General features: G+C 72.7%; 14 protein-coding genes. 5 read left to right on the top strand and 9 right to left on the bottom strand.

Features of this window, described 5'->3' with window-relative positions; translation table 11 throughout:
* Positions 1-16: 16 nt before the first annotated feature.
* The 4 genes from ABUW04_RS01000 to ABUW04_RS00985 form a co-directional block, all read right to left on the bottom strand.
* Entirely contained in the window at positions 17-1,597 is a 1,581-nt protein-coding gene (locus ABUW04_RS01000) for an ankyrin repeat domain-containing protein (RefSeq protein ID WP_380561716.1), read from the bottom strand.
* Positions 1,598-1,798: 201 nt separating this feature from the next.
* A complete protein-coding gene (locus ABUW04_RS00995; protein ID WP_380561714.1) occupies positions 1,799-2,764 on the bottom strand; it encodes an ATP-dependent DNA ligase in 966 nt (321 codons plus the stop codon).
* Positions 2,765-2,953: 189 nt separating this feature from the next.
* A complete protein-coding gene (locus ABUW04_RS00990) occupies positions 2,954-4,123 on the bottom strand; it encodes a hypothetical protein (protein ID WP_380561712.1) in 1,170 nt (389 codons plus the stop codon).
* 2 nt (positions 4,124-4,125) lie between these two features.
* Positions 4,126-4,677 (bottom strand): SigE family RNA polymerase sigma factor, encoded by a 552-nt coding sequence (locus ABUW04_RS00985; protein ID WP_037594835.1) that lies wholly within the window; start codon positions 4,675-4,677, stop codon positions 4,126-4,128.
* Between the two features lie 205 nt (positions 4,678-4,882).
* On the opposite strand from ABUW04_RS00985, the gene ABUW04_RS00980 reads away from it, so the two are divergent.
* A complete protein-coding gene (locus ABUW04_RS00980; protein WP_030252780.1) occupies positions 4,883-5,917 on the top strand; it encodes a LacI family DNA-binding transcriptional regulator in 1,035 nt (344 codons plus the stop codon).
* On the opposite strand, the gene ABUW04_RS00975 is transcribed toward ABUW04_RS00980, so the two are convergent.
* From ABUW04_RS00975 to ABUW04_RS00955, 5 genes are all read right to left on the bottom strand, one after another.
* The gene (locus tag ABUW04_RS00975) at positions 5,914-6,990 is read right to left on the bottom strand and encodes a LacI family DNA-binding transcriptional regulator (protein WP_380561710.1); all 1,077 of its coding nucleotides are present in this window, start codon (positions 6,988-6,990) and stop codon (positions 5,914-5,916) included. The two genes, ABUW04_RS00980 and ABUW04_RS00975, sit on opposite strands and share 4 nt — an antisense overlap.
* 79 nt (positions 6,991-7,069) lie before the next feature.
* Positions 7,070-8,098: an ABC transporter permease gene (locus tag ABUW04_RS00970; protein WP_380561709.1), complete on the bottom strand. Its 1,029-nt coding sequence runs from the start codon at positions 8,096-8,098 to the stop codon at positions 7,070-7,072.
* A complete protein-coding gene (locus ABUW04_RS00965) occupies positions 8,095-9,060 on the bottom strand; it encodes an ABC transporter permease (RefSeq protein ID WP_030252775.1) in 966 nt (321 codons plus the stop codon). Before ABUW04_RS00965 ends, ABUW04_RS00970 begins: the two co-directional genes overlap by 4 nt.
* On the bottom strand, positions 9,057-10,658 hold the full coding sequence (locus ABUW04_RS00960; protein ID WP_380561706.1) for a sugar ABC transporter ATP-binding protein: 1,602 nt from the start codon (positions 10,656-10,658) through the stop codon (positions 9,057-9,059). The genes ABUW04_RS00965 and ABUW04_RS00960 overlap by 4 nt, the downstream gene beginning before the upstream one ends.
* 80 nt (positions 10,659-10,738) lie before the next feature.
* Positions 10,739-11,857, bottom strand: a complete 1,119-nt coding sequence (locus ABUW04_RS00955; protein WP_380561704.1) for an ABC transporter substrate-binding protein — start codon at positions 11,855-11,857, stop codon at positions 10,739-10,741.
* A gap of 444 nt (positions 11,858-12,301) precedes the next feature.
* On the opposite strand from ABUW04_RS00955, the gene ABUW04_RS00950 reads away from it, so the two are divergent.
* From ABUW04_RS00950 to sigJ, 4 genes are all read left to right on the top strand, one after another.
* Positions 12,302-14,512, top strand: a complete 2,211-nt coding sequence (locus ABUW04_RS00950) for a glutaminase family protein (RefSeq protein ID WP_380561702.1) — start codon at positions 12,302-12,304, stop codon at positions 14,510-14,512.
* A 78-nt stretch (positions 14,513-14,590) separates the two neighbouring features.
* On the top strand, positions 14,591-15,016 hold the full coding sequence (locus ABUW04_RS00945; protein ID WP_380561700.1) for a hypothetical protein: 426 nt from the start codon (positions 14,591-14,593) through the stop codon (positions 15,014-15,016).
* Entirely contained in the window at positions 15,013-15,828 is an 816-nt protein-coding gene (locus ABUW04_RS00940) for an SDR family oxidoreductase (protein ID WP_380561698.1), read from the top strand. Before ABUW04_RS00945 ends, ABUW04_RS00940 begins: the two co-directional genes overlap by 4 nt.
* 7 nt (positions 15,829-15,835) lie before the next feature.
* Positions 15,836-16,768 carry an RNA polymerase sigma factor SigJ gene (gene sigJ / locus ABUW04_RS00935; RefSeq protein WP_380561696.1) on the top strand — a complete coding sequence of 311 codons (933 nt, stop codon included), beginning with the start codon at positions 15,836-15,838 and terminating at the stop codon, positions 16,766-16,768.
* Positions 16,769-16,773: the final 5 nt, after the last annotated feature.

The following is a 16,773-nucleotide window of genomic DNA, read 5'->3' as shown; positions in this document are numbered from 1 at the left end:
CGCGGTCGAACCGGCCTCAGTCCGCCAACTCCCGGGCCGCTTCCGGCCGGCCGAGGTGGTGGGCCCAATCCAGGGGAGTGGCGTCGAAGCGCCGGTCGCGGATGGCGGGGTCGGCCCCCAGCTCCAGCAGCAGTCGGATCGCCGGGACGTCGTCGGCCGCGGAGGCCTGGTGCAGGGCGGTCTCCCAGGGCTGGTCGGAGGGGATGTCCCCGCGGCCGAGCGCGTTGACGTCGAAGCCGAGGCCGGCCAGCAGGCGCAGCGCCCCCGGCCGGCCGTTGGCCGCCGCCCAGACCATCGCCGACGGACGGGCCGCGCGCGCTTCGGCGGCTACCCCGGGGTGCGCGGCCAGCAGCCGGGCCACGGCGGGCTCGTCGCCCGCCAGGGCCGCTCCGAGCAGCGCGTCCACCGGGTCCGCGGGCAGGGGCTCCGCACCGTGGGCGACCAGGTAGTCCACGAGCTCCTGGTCGCCGTTGCGCAGGGCCCGGGCGGCGGGGGTGCGACCGTCGGCGAACGGGGCGCGTACGTCCACGCCGTGCTCGACCAGGAGCCTGACCCGGTCGCTCTGGCGGTGGTCGACGGCCCAGCCGAGCTGTCCGCGCAGTAGCTGCTGCGGGGTGTCCAGGGCCTCGCCGAGGCGGGCCCGCCACGGGCCGCCGTCGCCCTGTCCGAGGCCGTGGTCGAACAGCAGGCGCAGATGGTCGTCGTCCGTGCCGAACATCCGGTTGTAGAGGGCCTGGCCGTCCGACGGGTCCGCTCCGGCCTCCAGGAACTGCCGGGCCAGGGCCAGCGAGCCGGGGTGCCGGGGCTGCCGCAGCGGTCCCTGCTCGCCCTCACCGAAGGCACCGGTGAGCAGGGTGAACGGGGTAGGCAGGCCGTGCCAGAGGTAGCCCTCGTGCGGATCGGCCCCGGCGTCGAGCAGCAACCGGGCGGCGACCGGCGCGCCCCCGGCGACGGTGCCGTGCGTGCCCGCGGAGCCGGCGCCGCCTCGGGCGGCCACCCCGAGGCGCGAGTAGACCAGGTAGAACAGCGGCGTCCAACGGTAGGGGCCGCCGCGCCGGGTGGCGGCGGCCCGGGGGCCGGCCGGGTCCGCAGCGAGATGGCGGCGCAGGGCAGCCAAGTCGGCTGCCGCGCCCGCGGCCCAGATGCTGAGGTCGACCAGGTCCGGGTGGAGCGCCAGCAGGTCCGCCGCCCGGGACCAGCGGTCGGGGCCGTCCGCCGGGGTGTAGCCGAGGCAGGCCAGGCGGCAGAAGCGGTCGGCCGGGCTCTCGGCGTCCTGCCCGACGGCGTCGTGTTCGCTGGGATCCCAGCGATAGCGGGCGATGGTCTGCAGATGGTGCTTCAGCCGGGGCCAGCCGGCGAATCCGTACTCGCGGGCGACGACCAACTGCGCGGAACTGAGCAGGAACCCCTGGTCGGCGGCGAAGCCGTGGACGGCGACCCGGCGGGCGGCGTCGGGATCACCCCCGCGGACAGCACGTTGCAGGGTCCGGCACTGACCCCGCAGGTGGTCCAGGTCGGCGTCCTCCGGCAGGACCCGACGACCGGGGAACCGGCCTGCGGCCGGAGCGGGGTCTGCGGGGGAAGGATCGGTCGGCACAACGGCCTCCTCTCGTCATGCCTGCTGTCCGCGTGGTCGGGCCGAAAGGAGTGCAGGGCCGTACGCACAGGTGAACCCGGATGGGCTGAGCCCTTCCCGCGGACCGGAGGCGCTCCGTGGCGCCGTGCTCAGACCCTAGCGTCCGCCCCACCCGCCGGGAAAGCCCGGCTCGAACCCCGGTGCCTGCACCGAGGAGGTGCATCAGTCGGCGTGGGCGCCGCGCAGGCCGCGCCAGACCGGGTGGGCGAGCAGGCCGGCGTCGGTGACGTCCAGGTAGTCGACCTCGCCGGTGACCTCGGGGCGGACGAAGCGGAGCGGGTCGGTGCGGGGGAGGGCCGGGCCGGCGGTGAAGGGGGAGCGGTCGGCGCCGAGGTGGCTGAGCAGGCCGACCAGGGCGCGGCCCTCGGCATTGGAGAACCCGGCGCCCACCCGGCCGACATAGCGCAGGTCGGCTCCGTCACGGACACCCAGCAGCAGCGCCTTCACGGTGGTGCCGGCCGGGATCCAGCCGCCGATGGTGATGTCCAGGGACTTGGTGTGCTTGAACTTGATCCAGTCCTCGGACCTGACGCCGGGCCGGTACGGCGAGGCCAGGCGTTTGGCGACCACGCCCTCCAGGCCCTTCTGCGCGGTCCACTCCAGCGCCGCGTCGGCCTCGCTCCCGGGCCAGACCGGTGGGACGACCACCCGGTGCCCGTCCAGCGGCAGGGACTCCAGCACCTCGCGCCGGTCCCGGTAGGCCGTCTCCACCAGCGAGCGCCCGTCCAGCCAGAGCACGTCGAAGAGCATCAGCGTCACCGGGAAGGTCCGCGCGCCGGAGCGGATCGCCGCCGGCCGGCGCAGGGACATCCGTTCCTGGAGCCGGCCGAAGGAGGGGCGGCCGTCCGGGCCCGCGGCGATGAGCTCGCCGTCGAAGACCGCGTCGGTGGCGCGCGGCAGCAGGTCCAGCAGTTCGGCGGCCTCGGGGTAGCGCTCGGTGGCCTGGTTGGCGTTGCGGGTCAGCAGCCGCAGGCCCCCGGCACTGCCGTCCAGGTAGGCGGTGATCCGCACCCCGTCCCACTTCACCTCCACCGCCCAGCGGTCCGGGTCGGCGGGAAGCCGGGTGCCCGCGGTGGCGAGCATCGGCCGGATCAGCGGCAGTTCCACGAGAGTACGGCCCAGGGCCACGGTGATCAGCGCCTTCGGTGACGTCGGCGGGCGGGACGCCGACCGTCACGTGCCGGGGGACCGACGGATCTCTGCCACTGCTGCCCCTGGACCCGGTCATCCGCTGCGATCGGCGCCCATCCACGCTAAGACCGGACCGCCGTTCCCGCAGCTCGGAGCTGCGGGAACGGCGGTCCGGCCGACTCGGCGTCAGCCGATGGAGAAGAACGGTGCGTCACCCCGCACGGTCATGTCCGGGTCCGTGGGGATGGAGACGACGCCTCCGGCCGGGTTGTCCGCGCCGTTGGCGGCGATCAAGGACACCTCGCCGCGCTTGAGACAGGAGGCGAGGGTCGCGGGAACGACGAGCCGGGTGCGCACCGTCACGTTCTGTCCTGCGCCGAGGCCGATCGTGTCGAACTTCGGCCACTGGCCGCTGAGTGAGACGGTGCGCCAACTGCTGCCGTCCCACCACTGGGCGGTGGCGAACGGTGTGAAGTCGCAGTTGGGCGTGGATCCAGCGGCATTGAGATACAGACCCACCCCGCTGTAGTCGGCCGTGGTGGTGTTGCTCAGCGTGAAGTCGAACTCGGCCGAGGTGGTTCCGGGGGCCACCGAAGCGGGGCCGGTACCGGTCAGGCTCGGGGTGGCCAGCGGCAGCGTCCGCGACCGGGTGACCGGCGTCGAGCCGCCATCGGCCAGGGTGACCTGGAAGTCGACGGATTCGACGCCGACCGGGGTCACCCGGAGCTGCTCCTGCACGGTCGCCTGCGCCGGCAGGCTCAACTGGTACGTCGCCGTGTCGGCGGCGGAGTTCCCGGAGCCCGCCTTGGTGTAGCTGACCGGCACCGCGACCCAGGCGCCGCCGGAGCCGTCCTGGCGCTGGACTATCCCGCGCTCCTGCGGCGTGGTCGACGTGGGGGAGCCGACTGTCGGCGCGCCCAGGTCCACGGTCACCGTCTCGGTGCGGGCGGCGCCGGGGTTGGTGACGGTGAAGCCGACCTGGTTCGCGGTCCCCTTGGCCAGTTCGGCGGGCAGTTGGAGGGACAGGCTCGGTGCGGCGTCGCCGGGCGCGGAGCTGGTGGACGGCGCCGGGGAGGCGCTCGGGCTCGGGCCCTGGCTCTGGTGGCTGGTGCTCGCGGAACTGCTGGGGCTGACGGCGGGCGGGGGTGGCACGGGTCCGCCTCCGGACCGGCCCACGGCCAGCGCCGTACCGATCCCGCCGGCGACGAGCGCCGCCGACAGCGCCGACACGGCGACCCGCCGGCGCAGGGTGCGGGTCGCACCGCGACGCCGGGCGGCCTCCGGACCGCGCGGCCGGGCCGCTGCGCCCGCGGAGGTGGCGATGGTGGACAGCAGGGTGTCGAAGTCCTCTGGCACGGCTAGATCTCCTTCCCGGTGCTGGGCCGCGGGGCGGCGCCCTGGTCGGTGCGGTACGCCGGCGCCGGTTCGACGGACTCGCTCAGATGCGGGGCCAGGGCCCTGCGCCCGCGGGAGAGCCGGGCCTTGACGGTCCCGGCCGGGACCCCGCTCTGGGCGGCTATCTCCTCCACGGACAGACCGACCAGGTGGTAGAGCACGATCGACTCGCGCTGGTCGGGCGAGATCCTGCGGAGCGCCGCCACCAGGGCCAGGTGATCCGGGTTCAGCCCCTGCACCACGCCCTGCCCGCGCTCGCGGCGGTGCGCCGAGAGCCGGTTCACGGTCTTGCGCCAGGTCGAGACGCTGAGCCGGTAGGCGACGGTGCGCACCCAGGCCTCGGGCGCACCGTGTCTGCTGACCTTGGCCCAGCGCTGCCAGGCGCGTGCATAGGCCTCCTGCACGCAGTCCTCGGCCTCGCCCAGACTCCCGGTCATCGCATACAGCTGGCCCACCATCCGCCGGTACGTCGCGGCATAGAACCCGTCGAAGTCCAAACTGGGCTCGTCCCTCACCGCGCCTCCCCTCCTGTTCGCGCATCCGGCAGCGCTCCTCGGCGCTGCCGCAGTGTTCACGCCTGGGGAGGCACCCCAGTTGCATACCGGACCCGGAAAATGATCCGGTGGCGCTCCTGCGCCCTCGGGGCCGCTATTCTCACGTTGAAACGGCGTGATGGAGGGCTCGAGGAGCCCGCCCGCCGAGGGTGACGGGGGTGAGTCCATGGCGGCGAGGACCGGTGGCTCGGCGGTACCGCGGCTCAAGGACGTGGCGGAGGCCGCGGGGGTCTCGGTGAAGACGGTCTCCAACGTGGTCAACGGCTCGGTCCAGGTCGCCGAGGAGACCCGGGCGCGGGTGCAGCAGGCCATCGACGAGCTGGGCTACCACCCGAACGTGATGGCCCGTCGGCTGCGCACCGGGCGCAGCGGAGTGATCGCGCTGGCCTTCCCCGAACTGCCCTCGCCGTACTTCGCTGAGTTGGCGGTCGAGGTGACCGCCGCGGCCCGCCGGCACGGCTGCACGGTGCTGATGGACGACACCGGCGGAGACCCGGTCGCGGAGCTGCGGATCGCCTCCGGTCTGGGCGACCCCATGATCGACGGGGTGATCCTCAGCCCGCTCGGCCTGGACCAGGCGGAGCTGGTGGACCGGGAGCGCCCGATCCCGCTGGTGCTGCTCGGCGAGGCGGACCTGGGCCCGGTGGCGGACCGGGTGCACATCGACAACGTCTCGGCGGCCCGGGACGCGACCCAGCACCTGGTGGACCAGGGATACCGGCGCATCGCCGCCATCGGGTGGCAGGACCCGTCCCCCCGGGCGACGGCGCAGCAGCGGCTGCAGGGGTACGCCGAGGCGCTGGAGAGCGCCGGCCTGCAGCCCGATCCGGCGCTCTTTCCGCCGGTGCGCTCCTACTTCCGGCCCGACGGCGCCGCGGCGATGCGGCGGCTGCTGAAGCTGCCCGAGCGCCCGGACGCGGTCTTCTGCTTCAACGATCTGCTGGCGCTGGGCGCGATGCGCGCGGTGCATGAGGCGGGGCTGCGGATACCGGAGGACATCGCCTTCGTCGGCTTCGACGACGTGGAGGAGGCCGAGTACGCGATCCCGTCGCTGACCACCATCGCCCCGGACAAGACGAAGATCGCCGAGCTGGCCGTCAGCCTGCTGCTGGAGCGGATCCTGCACGGTGACAGCGCGCCCAGCCAGTTCCTGGTCCCGGGCTACCGGCTGGTGGTGCGCGAGAGCAGCCGGCGGCGCTAGCCCGGCCCGGGCCCGGGCCCGGACCAGCTGCCGGGCGGCGGGCGGGGGCGGCTCGGACGCCCGGCGGTGGACTCGCGGATCACCAGCCGGTGCCCGGGCCTGATGCGGCGCGGCGGGGGCGCCGGATCCGCCCCGGCCGCGCCGATGCGCTCCAGCAGGCAGTCCACCGCCAGCCGGGCGATGGCGTGCTTGTCCGGCGCGACGGTGGTCAGCGAGACCGCCGCGTAGCGGCCCTCCTCGACGTCGTCGAACCCGACCACGGCGATGTCCTCGGGCACCCGCAGCCCGCGCTCCGACAGGACCCGCATCGCGCCCAGCGCGACCAGGTCGTTGTAGGCGAACACGGCGTCGGGCCGTTCGCCCCGGTCCAGCAGGGCGGCCATCGCGACGGCTCCGTCGCGCCGGTCGAAGCCGTCGGTGGCGGCGACCAGCGCGTCCCTGGCGAGTCCGCCGGAGGCGGCGATCTCCTGGCGCCAGCCGCTCAGCCGCAGATGGGCCGGCTGGCGCGCGCTCTCCTCGCGGGCGCCGAGGAAAGCGATGCGGCTGCGGCCGAGGTCCAGCAGGTGCCGCACCGCCGCCCTGGCGGCCGCGACATTGTCGATGGCGATGTGGTCGTAGGGCGCGTCGTACTCGCGCTCGCCGAGCAGCACCATCGGCGGTCCCGCGGTGCGGGCCAGCAGGTCCTCGGACTCCAGCTGTATCGGGCTGAGGATCAGCCCGTCGATGACGTGCGCGCGGAAGCCCTGGGAGACCAGGGCCTCCTTCTCCCGCAGCCCGGCGGTGTGGTCCAGCAGGACGGTCTGCTCGTGCCGGGCGGCGGCGTCGATCACCGCCCCGGCGACCTCGGCGAAGTAGGGGTTGCCCAGCTCGGGGACGGCCAGCGCGATGATGCCGGTGCGCCCCTTGCGCAGATGACGTGCCATCAGATTGGGCCGGTAGCCCAGCTCGTCGATGGCGTGCTGGACTCGGGCCCGGGTCGCCGGTGTCACATGGGGGTAGTGGTTGACCACGTTCGAGACGGTCTTCACGGACACGCCGGCGCGCAGCGCGACGTCCTTCAGGCTGACGCCCACGGCACTCTTTCCTGGTCCTGGGTCTCCTGGGTTCCTGGGTCTCCCGGCGGGGGAGCGGGTCTCCCGCCGGGAGGGCGGGTCAGGTCAGCTGCTGGGTCCGGCTGAGCAGCGTCTGCAGCAGCACCACCAGGGCCAGGAAGGCACCGTTGACGGCGTCGGTGAAGGCCGATCCGTACTGGGAGAAGTAGTGGTCGATCAGGTTGTGGATGACCGCGAGCAGCAGCACTCCGCTGACGGTGCCGCCGATCGAGCCGCTGCCGCCGGTGAGCAGGGTGCCGCCGATCACCACGGCGGCGATCGCGGTGAGCTCGTAGCCGACGCCGATGGTGGTGACGCCGGAACCGAGCCTGGCGCTGCCCAGGGCCCCGGCTCCGGCGGCCAGGGTGCCGGAGAGCAGGTAGACCAGGACCTTGGCGCGGGCCACCGGCAGGCCCATCAGCAGCGCGGCGTTCTCGTTGCCGCCCAGCGCGGTGAGTGTGGCGCCGAACCGGCTGCGGGTCAGCAGCAGACCGCCCAGCGCGAACAGCACGCCGACCAGGATCACCGGTGTCCAGACGCCGGCGCCGAGGTTGCGGAACCAGGACCCGGCCGGGACCAGGTAGGTGGTGGCGCCCTCGTGGGTGACCGCCTGCAACAGGCCGCGGGCGCCGAGCAGCCCGGCCAGGGTGACGATGAACGGCGCCATCCCGGCGCGGGCGATCAGCAGCCCCTGGACGGTTCCCCAGCCGGCGCCGACCGCCAGCGGCAGCAGGATCGCCAGCCAGGTCCCGCCGGTCTGCGCGCCGTAGGCGCCCAGGACACCGCCGAGGGCGTACAGCGAGCCGACGGACAGGTCGATGCCGCCGGTGATGATCACGAAGGTCATGCCCAGCGCGAGCAGCCAGACGAAGGCGTTGTTGCCCAGGATGCTGCTGACGTTTGACCAGGTGGGGAAGGTCGCGGAGGTGGCCGAGGCGATGGCGGCGACCAGCACCAGCACCGCCAGCGCGCCGCGCCGCTGGACCTGGGCCGCGAGCCGCTCGCGCAGCGGCAGCCGGGCCGAGGCGGCGGACGGGCCGGGACCGGGGCCGGAGGACAGCGCGGTCGGGGGGAGGACGGTCGGACTCATCGGGTACCACGCTCCTGCGATGCGTACACGGCGCAGCAGATGATGGCCGCCTCGACGATCTGGGTGTACGAGTTGGGCACGTTGTGCTGGGTGAGCACCGCGGTGATCAGCTGCATGAACAGCGCCCCGGCCACGGTGCCGAGCACCCGGACCCGGCCGCCGGTCAGCGGGGTGCCGCCGACGACCACGGCGGTGATCGCGTTGAGTTCCATGTTGAGCCCCTGGTTGGCCGGGTCGGCCTCGGCGCCGTGGCCGACGATCATCACACCGGCGAGGGCGGCCAGCACCCCGGAGACCAGGTAGACGGTCAGCAGCACCCGCCGCACCGGCAGTCCCGCCAGCCGGCTGGCCTGGCGGTTGTCGCCGATCGCGACCAGCCGGCGGCCGAAGGTGGTGCGCCGCACCACCAGGCCCACGGCCAGCGCGACCAGCGCGGTGATCCAGGCCATCAGCGGGATGCCAGCCAGGCTGTCCGAGCCCAGGGAGAGCAGGGCGGTGTCGGTGACCGGCTTGGCCGAGTCGCCGTTGACGATCTCGGCCAGCCCGCGTACGCCGATCATCAGCGAGAGCGTCGCCACGATCGGCTGCACCCGGGTGAAGGCCACCATCGCCCCGCCGACCGCACCGGAGACGGCGCCCAGAGCCAGGGCTATCAGCAGCGCGAACGCCAGCCCGTAGCCCAGGTAGAGCGGTACCACCGCGGCGGCGAGCGCGACCACGGCGCCGACCGAGAGGTCGATGCCCTCGGTGCCGATCACCAGGGCCATGCCGAGGGCCACCAGCAGTGTGGGGGCGACCTGGAAGAGCTGGATGCGGACGTTGCCCGCCGACAGGAAGTCGGAGTTCAACCCGACGGCGACCAGGAACAGGACGGCCAGCGCCGCATAGACGCCGTACTCCTGAAGCAGTCTCAGCAGCCGGTCGCGGTCGCGCAGGGCGCCGGTCCAGGCGAGGGTGCTCATGGGGTGGGCTCCTTGTCCTGGTCCTTGGCATCGGCGTCCTGGGTATCGGTGTCCCGGGCATCGGCGTCCTGGGCCAGTGCGCCGAGCAGTGCGTCCTCGGTGACCCCGTCGCCCTCCAGCTCGCCGACCACGCGGCCGTCCTTGAGGACCACCACCCGGTCCGAGCCCTCGATCAGCTCCTCCAGCTCCGAGGAGATCAGCAGCACGCCGAGCCCGTCCTCGGCCAACTCGTTGATCAGCGCCTGCACTTCGGCCTTGGCGCCGACGTCGATGCCGCGGGTGGGCTCGTCCAGCAGCAGGACCTTGGGCTGCAGGCAGAGCCAGCGGGCGAGCAGCACCTTCTGCTGGTTGCCGCCGGACAGGTCGCTGACCTTCTGGTCCGGGCCTGCGGCCTTGATCCGCAGCCGGTCCATGAAGAGCCGGACCACCTCGTCCTGCCTGCGCCGGTCGACCAGGCCGGCCCGGGAGAGCCGGGGCAGCGCGGCCAGCACGATGTTCTCGCGGACCGAGAGGTTGGGGATGATTCCCTCGGCCTTGCGGTCCTCGGCCAGCATCACCACGCCGGCCCGCATCGCCGCGGCGGGGCTGCGGCGCTGCAGGCGGGCCCCGTCGACCTCGACGCTGCCGCTGTCGGTGGCCAGCGCGCCGGTGATGGCCTTGGCGGTCTCGCTGCGGCCCGCGCCCAGCAGGCCGCCCAGACCGACGACCTCGCCAGGGCGGATCTCCAGGGAGACCCGGTGCAGACGGTGACGCAGGCTCAGATCCGTCGCCCTGAGCGCCGGGCGGCCGTCGGCGCCGGCGCTGCGGTCCGCCTCGAAGGCGGTGGCGCCCTTCTCCCGCACCGCGGACATCTCCCGGCCGAGCATCAGCGAGATCAGCCGCAACCGCTCCAGCCCGGCGATCTCGCCGGTGTGCACGACCGCGCCGTCGCGCATCACGGTCACCCGGTCGCAGACCGCGTAGAGCTCGTCCAGCCGGTGGCTGACGTAGACGACGGCGATGCCCTGCGCCTTGAGCCCCCGGATCACCTCGAACAGGGTGTCCACCTCGCGGGGCTCCAGCGACGAGGTCGGCTCGTCCATGATCACCACTCTGGCGTCCACCTGGACCGCCCGTGCCAGCGCCACCATCTGCTGCGCGCCCAGCCCCAGCGTGCGCAGCGGCCGGGTGACGTCGGTGTCCACCCCGAAGCGGCGCAGCTCCTGGGCCGCCTGACGGTTCATCCGGCCCACGTCGACCAGGCCCAGCCGGCGGGGTTCGCGGCCCAGGTAGAGGTTGCGCGCCACCGACATCAGCGGCACCAGGTTGACCTCCTGGTAGATCGTGGAGATCCCGGCGGCCTGCGCCTCCAGCGGATTGCGGAACTCGCGGTCCGCGCCCGCCAGCCGGACCCGGCCCGCGTCCGGGCGGTACACCCCGGTCACCACCTTGATCAGGGTGGACTTGCCGGCGCCGTTCTCGCCGATCAGCGCGTGCACCTCGCCCGGCCGCAGGGCGAAGTCCACGCCGCGCAGGGCGTGCACGCCCGCGAAGCTCTTGTCGACCCCCACGGCCTCCAGGACGGAGTCGGGTGCGGGGCCCGGGTCCTGCTGGACCAACGTTGTCCTCCTCGTACGGGACCGCGGGGCTCCCGGGGGCCGCCTCTCGGCGCGGCCCCCGGGAACCGTTGCCGGCCGGTTCAGTAGACGAGCCCCTGGGTCAGCGCCTGCTGGGCGTTGGCGCTGGTGAAGTGGGAGTCCTTGATGATCACCTTGGGCTGGACGCCGGTGGTCCCGAAGAAGTCCTTGAGGGACTGGAACGCCAGCGGGCCGAAGCGCGGATTGGTCTCGATGTCCGCCACCACCTGCCCGGCGGCGACGTCCTGGACGGCCTGCTGGATCCCGTCGATGGTGACGACCTTGACGTCCTTGCCCGGGGTCTTCCCGGCGGACTTGATCGCCTGGATCGCGCCCAGGGCCATGGCGTCGTTCTCGGCGTAGACGGCGTTGATGTCGGAGTGCGCCTGGAGCAGCTGCTCCATCACCTTCTGGCCGTCGGTCTGGTCGAAGTTGGCGGTCTGCGAGGCCACCACGGTCATGCCCGGGTACTTGGCGGCGAGCTTGTCGGTGAATCCCTTGGTGCGGTCGGCCGAGACGTTGTTGCCCGGAGTGCCCTGCAGGATCGCCACATGGGCGGTACCGCCGGTGGCGCCGGCCAGGTCGTCGGCGGCTATCTGGGCCTGGCCGTAGAAGTCGGAGCCGATGAAGGCGATGAAGTCGGAGCAGGCGGTGCCGGTGACGGTGCGGTCGATGGTGAGCACCGGGATCTCTTTGGCCTTGGCCTGGGCGAGGGCCGGCCCGAGGCCGTCGGAGTTCTCCGGGGCCACGATCAGCACCTTGGCGCCCTGCGCGATCATGTCCTCGATCTGCGAGTTCTGGGCGTTCACATCGGCGTTGGCGTTGCGCTCGATCAGCTTCACGCCCAGGCGCTTGGCCTCGTCCTCGATGCTCTTGGTCTCGGTGGCGCGGAACGGGTTGCTGGTCGACTCGGACTGCGAGAAGCCGACGACGGTCTTGCCGTCGGTGATGTCCACCTGCGGCACACCCCCGGCGTAGGTCTGGTAGGTGCAGCCGGGGCCGGCCGGGGAACCGGACGGCGAGACCACCTGCTGAGCGGCGGCGGTGCCGGCGGCCGTGGCCCCGGAGGACGACGAAGGGGCAGTGGTGGAACCGGAGTTGGTGCATGCGGTCACTGCCAGGAACAGTCCGGTGGTGACGAGCGCCGCGGTCGCGGCTCTGGTCCGGGGGGAGGCGTTCATGCGCCGATCACATCCTCGGAAGAAGGGTGGAGGGAGGAGGGGGCGGGGGATTTCCAACGATGTAGAGGACAGTGGGCCATGAACTGTCAACCTGTCAAGACTCTGTGTCAGAAACGTTTCAGGCGACAGCCCGGCCGTCGAGTCCGACCGAGGGGCCCGTCGTCCTCCGGCCCGGGTCCTGGCCCTGACGGCAGTCGATCGGATCGGTGAATCACCAGCTCAGAAGCGTTTCTGAGGCATTGTCGGAAGCGTCGGGGCCATTGGCGGGCGGATCTGCCCGGGGTCTGGACAGGGCCCGGCCGGCGTGCTGTCATTCTTGCTGCTGCGGATTTCCAACGTTGTCAACGATGTGGCCGAGTTCCGCGCGACCCCCTCGACCCTGCGCCGTCCGGCCACGAATTCCCCCTGCCACCACTGCTCCCCGAGCAGGCCCTGGAGGAACACATGACCGACCCTCAGTACTCCCGCCGCGGGCTGCTCCGCTGGTCCGGTGCGGCCGGACTCGGCGCGGCGGGGCTGGCCCTGCTGCCGCCCGGCGCCGCCCGCGCCGACGCTCCTGACGTCGCGTCAACCGCAGCGGTGACCGACGCTGCGGTGACCGCTGCCGGGGCGACCGCCGCCGGGCAGTCCGCCGGTACCGTCCTCGCCACCGAGTTCGACCCGATCCGACCCCCGGCCGTTCCGCTGGCGGTGCGTTCGCCCTACCTCAGCACCTGGCTCCCGGCCGACAACCCGGCCGGGACCTGGCCCACCTTCTGGACCGGGCGCACCACCGCGATGACCGGCATCGCCGAGATCGACGGGGTGCCGTTCCTCTTCCTCGGCGCCCCCAACATCTCGGGCCACGTCCTGCGCGGCACGGCCCTGCGCCGGCTCACCACGACCGCCACCAAGTCCCGGTTCCTCTTCGAGGCCTCCGGCGTGGAGCTCACCCTGACGTTCCACTCCCCGGTGGAACCCGCCGACCTGCGGCGCCAGTCCGTGCCGCTGTCCTACGTCACCGCCGACGTCCGCAGCACCGACGGCGGCAGCCACCAGGTGCGCCTCTACTTCGACATCTCGGGGGAGTGGGTGCACGCCGACTCCGGCACCCCGATCCGCTGGTCGCAGGAGCAGGTCGCCGACTCCGGCACCGCGCTGACCGCGCTGAGCTTCACCCCGGACACGCCGCGGGTGCTGGCCGAGAACGGCGACATGGCGACCTGGGGCTCGATCGTCTGGAGCGCCACCAACCGCTCGGGACTGACCTGGCAGATCGGCGCCGACACCGCGGTACGACCCGCGGCGCTGAACGACGGCAGACTCGGCAACTCCTCCGACAGCGACCAGCCGCGCCCGATCGACGACAACTGGCCGGTGTTCGCGTTCCACTTCGACCTGGGCAGTGTGGGCCGCTCCACCGAGTCCGCGGTGCTCTCGGTCGGCCATGTCCGCGAACCCGCCCTCAGCTACCTGGGCACGCAGCTGCCGCCGCTGTGGAAGTCCTCCTGGTCCTCCTGGCAGCAGATGGCGGCCTTCTTCCACGCCGACGCGGCGGCCGCCGGCAGGCGCGGCGACGCCCTGGACCGCAGGATCCGCGAGGAGGCCACCGCCGTCGGCGGCGAGAGGTACGCCGCGCTGTGTGCGATCGCGCTGCGGCAGGCCTACGCCGGCACCGAGCTGGTCAGCCGGGACGGACAGCCCTGGGCCTTCCTCAAGGAGATCTCCAGCGACGGCAACGTCTCCACCATCGACGTCACCTACCCGGCGATGCCGGCCTTCGCGTACACCGATCCGGAGTACCTCGGGCTGCTGCTGGCCCCGATGCTGGACTACGCCGAGCACGGCGGCTGGCCCAAGACCTTCGCCGAGCACGACCTGGGCTCCAGCTACCCCAATGCCTCCGGACACAACGACGGCAACGAGGAGGACATGCCGATCGAGGAGTCGGCCAACATCCTCATCATGAGCGCCGCCTACGCCGCCCGCACCAGCGGCGCCAAGGCCCGGACGTTCGCCGCCGCGCACTACCCGATCCTCAAGCAGTGGGCCGACTACCTGGTCGACAACACCCTCGACCCCGGCTTCCAGAACCAGACCGACGACTTCACCGGCTTCATCGGCCACAGCGCCAACCTCGCGCTCAAGGGGATCATCGCCGTCGGCGCGGCGGGCCAGTTGGCGGCGCTCGCGGGCAGGACCGCCGACGCGGACCACTACCGGGCGGTCTCGCGCGACTACATCTCCCAGTGGGTCGGGCTGGCCCAGGACGCCTCCGGCGACCACCTCAAGCTCGCCTACGACCAGCCCGGGACCTGGAGCCTGAAGTACAACGGCTACCCGGACGCGCTGCTCGGCCTGGGCCTGGTCCCCAAGCAGGTCGCCGCCCAGGAGGCCGCCTGGTACCTCACCCAGGTCAACCAGTACGGCGTCCCGCTGGACGTCCGCCACTCCTACACCAAGGGCGACTGGGAGATGTGGACCGCCGCCTGGCTGCGCGACCACCCGGTCAGCGGGTACCTGGTCGACGCCCTGTACGCCTTCGCCCACACCTCGCCGTCCCGCGTGCCCTTCACTGACTGGTACGACACGGTGACCGACCATCAGAGCGGCTTCCAGGCCCGTCCGGTGATCGGCGGCGTGTTCGCCCTGCTCAGCCTGGGGCAGGCCCGCTAGCACCCGGTCCGGCCGAGATGTGACGCGAACGACTGGCAGCCCTCCTCACATCGGGGAGGGCTGTCTCGTCATAGCGGTATGAAAACGACAATCCGGTACGCAAGTCTCGGCCTGCTGGCCGCGACCGCACTGTACACAGGCATCTGGGCCTACTTCTCCCCGACCAGCTGGTACGCCGACTTCCCCGGCCTCGGCCTCAGCTGGCTTCCCCAGCTGGGCCCCTACAACGAGCACCTGAGCAAGGACGCCGGGGCGATGTTCCTGGCCCTGGCGGTGCTGACCGCCGTCACCCTGCGCTCGGTCCACGACACCCGGCTGGTGCGGACGACCGGAGCGGTCTGGCTGGTCTTCAATGTGCTGCACTTCGGCTACCACGTGCAGCACCTGGACATGTACGGCACGCGCGACCAGGTGCTCAACGTGGTGTTCCTGTCCGCCCTGGTGCTGCTGGCCGCACTGCTGCTGGTACCGGACCGTTCCGGGCGACAGGACGGCGTTCGATGACGTACAACCGGGAGCACCACGGCAACGACGGCGGCACGAACGCGAAGGAGGGCCCGGGCATGCGGGTGGCGGTGGCAGGCGGGACCGGACTGGTGGGCAGGTACGTGGTCGACGAGCTGGCGGCGGCGGGACAGGAGGCGGTGGTGCTGTCCCGGGCCCGGGGCGTGGACCTGGTCACCGGAACGGGACTCGACGCGGCGATGGCCGGCGTGTCCGCGGTCATCGACGTCAGCAACACCACCACCATCAGCGGCAGGAAGGCTGTGGCCTTCTTCGACCGGGCCGGCCGCAACCTGCTGGACGCCGGCGTGCGGGCCGGCGTCGCCCACCACGTCGCCCTGTCGATCGTCGGCATCGACCGGGTGGGCCTCGGCTACTACCTGGGCAAGCTGCGCCAGGAGGAGCTGGTCGGCAACGGGCGGACGCCCTGGACGGTGCTGCGCGCCACCCAGTTCCACGAGTTCGCGGGCCAGACCCTGGACCGGGCCCCCAAGCCGCTGGCGCTGGTGCCCAGGATGCGCACCCAGCCGGTCGCCGTGGCCGAGGTGGCCCGACACCTGGTCCGGCTCACCCTGGCCGAGCCGCAGGGCATGGCTCCCGAACTGGCCGGACCCCGCGTCGAGCAGCTCGTCGACATGGTGCGGAGCCTGCTGCGCAGCCGGAACCAGTCCCGGCTGCTGCTGCCGGTGAAGATGCCCGGCGCCACCGGCGCGGCCATGACCGCTGACGGCCTGCTGCCGCTCGGGCCCGGACCCCGGGGCAGCCAGACCTTCGACGCGTGGCTCGCCGGGCAACCGGTCCAGGGAGGATGACGACACCGTGCCCGCACCCTCCGGACCGACCCCGGACCCCACCTTCGGCTCGCTGCTGTCCGAGCGTCGCCGGCTGCTCAACATCGGATACCGCATGCTCGGGTCGGTGCAGGACGCCGAGGACGTGGTGCAGGAGACCTACGCCCGCTGGTACGCCCTGCCCGAGGAGGCGCAGCAGGCGATCGACATGCCGCTGGCGTGGCTGACCCGGGTCGCCTCGCGGATCTGCCTGGACCACCTGGTCTCGGCCCGGGTCCGCCGCGAGCGCTACACCGGGGAGTGGCTGCCCGAACCGGTCCGCGACAGCGCCCTGTGGACCAGTTCCGGCAAGGAGGGCGGCGAGGATCCCGCCGACCGGATCACCTTCGACGAGTCGGTCAGCATGGCCATGCTGGTGGTGCTGGAGTCGATCACTCCGGCCGAACGCGTCGCCTTCGTCCTCCACGACGTCTTCGGCATGCCCTTCACCGATATCGCGGAGACGGTGGGCCGCACCCCCGCGGCCTGCCGCACCCTCGCCTCCTCCGCCCGACGGCACATCGCCCGCCAGCGGCCCGGCAGCAGCACGCCCGAGGAGCACCGGCGGATCGTCCGCGCGTTCCGGGGCGCCTGCGGCACCGGCGACCTGGACACCCTGGTCTCGCTGCTCGACCCCTCGGTCGAGTCGCGCAGCGACGGGGGCGGCAAGGTGCGCGCGGCGCTGCGTCCGGTCGTCGGCCGGGACAAGGTGGCCCGGCTGTTCCTCGGACTGCTGCGCAAGGAGCCGGAGGTGGAACTCGTCGAGGAGGACGTCAACGGCGCCCCCGGACTGGCGGTCCGCATCGCGGACGCCATCGTCGCGGTGCTCACCATGGACGTCCGGGACGGCCTGATCACCGATCTGTGGATGGTGGTCAACCCGGACAAGCTCCACGCCTGGACCGGCGCCGACCCGGACTGACCGGT

Origin of the sequence: Streptacidiphilus jeojiensis (genome assembly GCF_042510965.1) — a bacterium.
Lineage (GTDB): Bacteria > Actinomycetota > Actinomycetes > Streptomycetales > Streptomycetaceae > Streptacidiphilus > Streptacidiphilus jeojiensis.
Note: the sequence above shows the minus strand (reverse complement) of the source record. Positions and strands in the feature narration are given on the sequence as shown.

Excerpts from the sequence above, each read along its gene's own strand:
- ABUW04_RS00980 (WP_030252780.1), top strand. The coding sequence starts at position 4,883 with ATGGCGGCGAGGACCGGTGGCTCGGCGGTACCGCGGCTCAAGGACGTG.
- ABUW04_RS00970 (WP_380561709.1), bottom strand. The coding sequence starts at position 8,098 with ATGAGTCCGACCGTCCTCCCCCCGACCGCGCTGTCCTCCGGCCCCGGT.
- ABUW04_RS00965 (WP_030252775.1), bottom strand. The coding sequence starts at position 9,060 with ATGAGCACCCTCGCCTGGACCGGCGCCCTGCGCGACCGCGACCGGCTG.
- ABUW04_RS00955 (WP_380561704.1), bottom strand. The coding sequence starts at position 11,857 with ATGAACGCCTCCCCCCGGACCAGAGCCGCGACCGCGGCGCTCGTCACC.
- ABUW04_RS00950 (WP_380561702.1), top strand. The coding sequence starts at position 12,302 with ATGACCGACCCTCAGTACTCCCGCCGCGGGCTGCTCCGCTGGTCCGGT.
- ABUW04_RS00945 (WP_380561700.1), top strand. The coding sequence starts at position 14,591 with ATGAAAACGACAATCCGGTACGCAAGTCTCGGCCTGCTGGCCGCGACC.
- ABUW04_RS00940 (WP_380561698.1), top strand. The coding sequence starts at position 15,013 with ATGACGTACAACCGGGAGCACCACGGCAACGACGGCGGCACGAACGCG.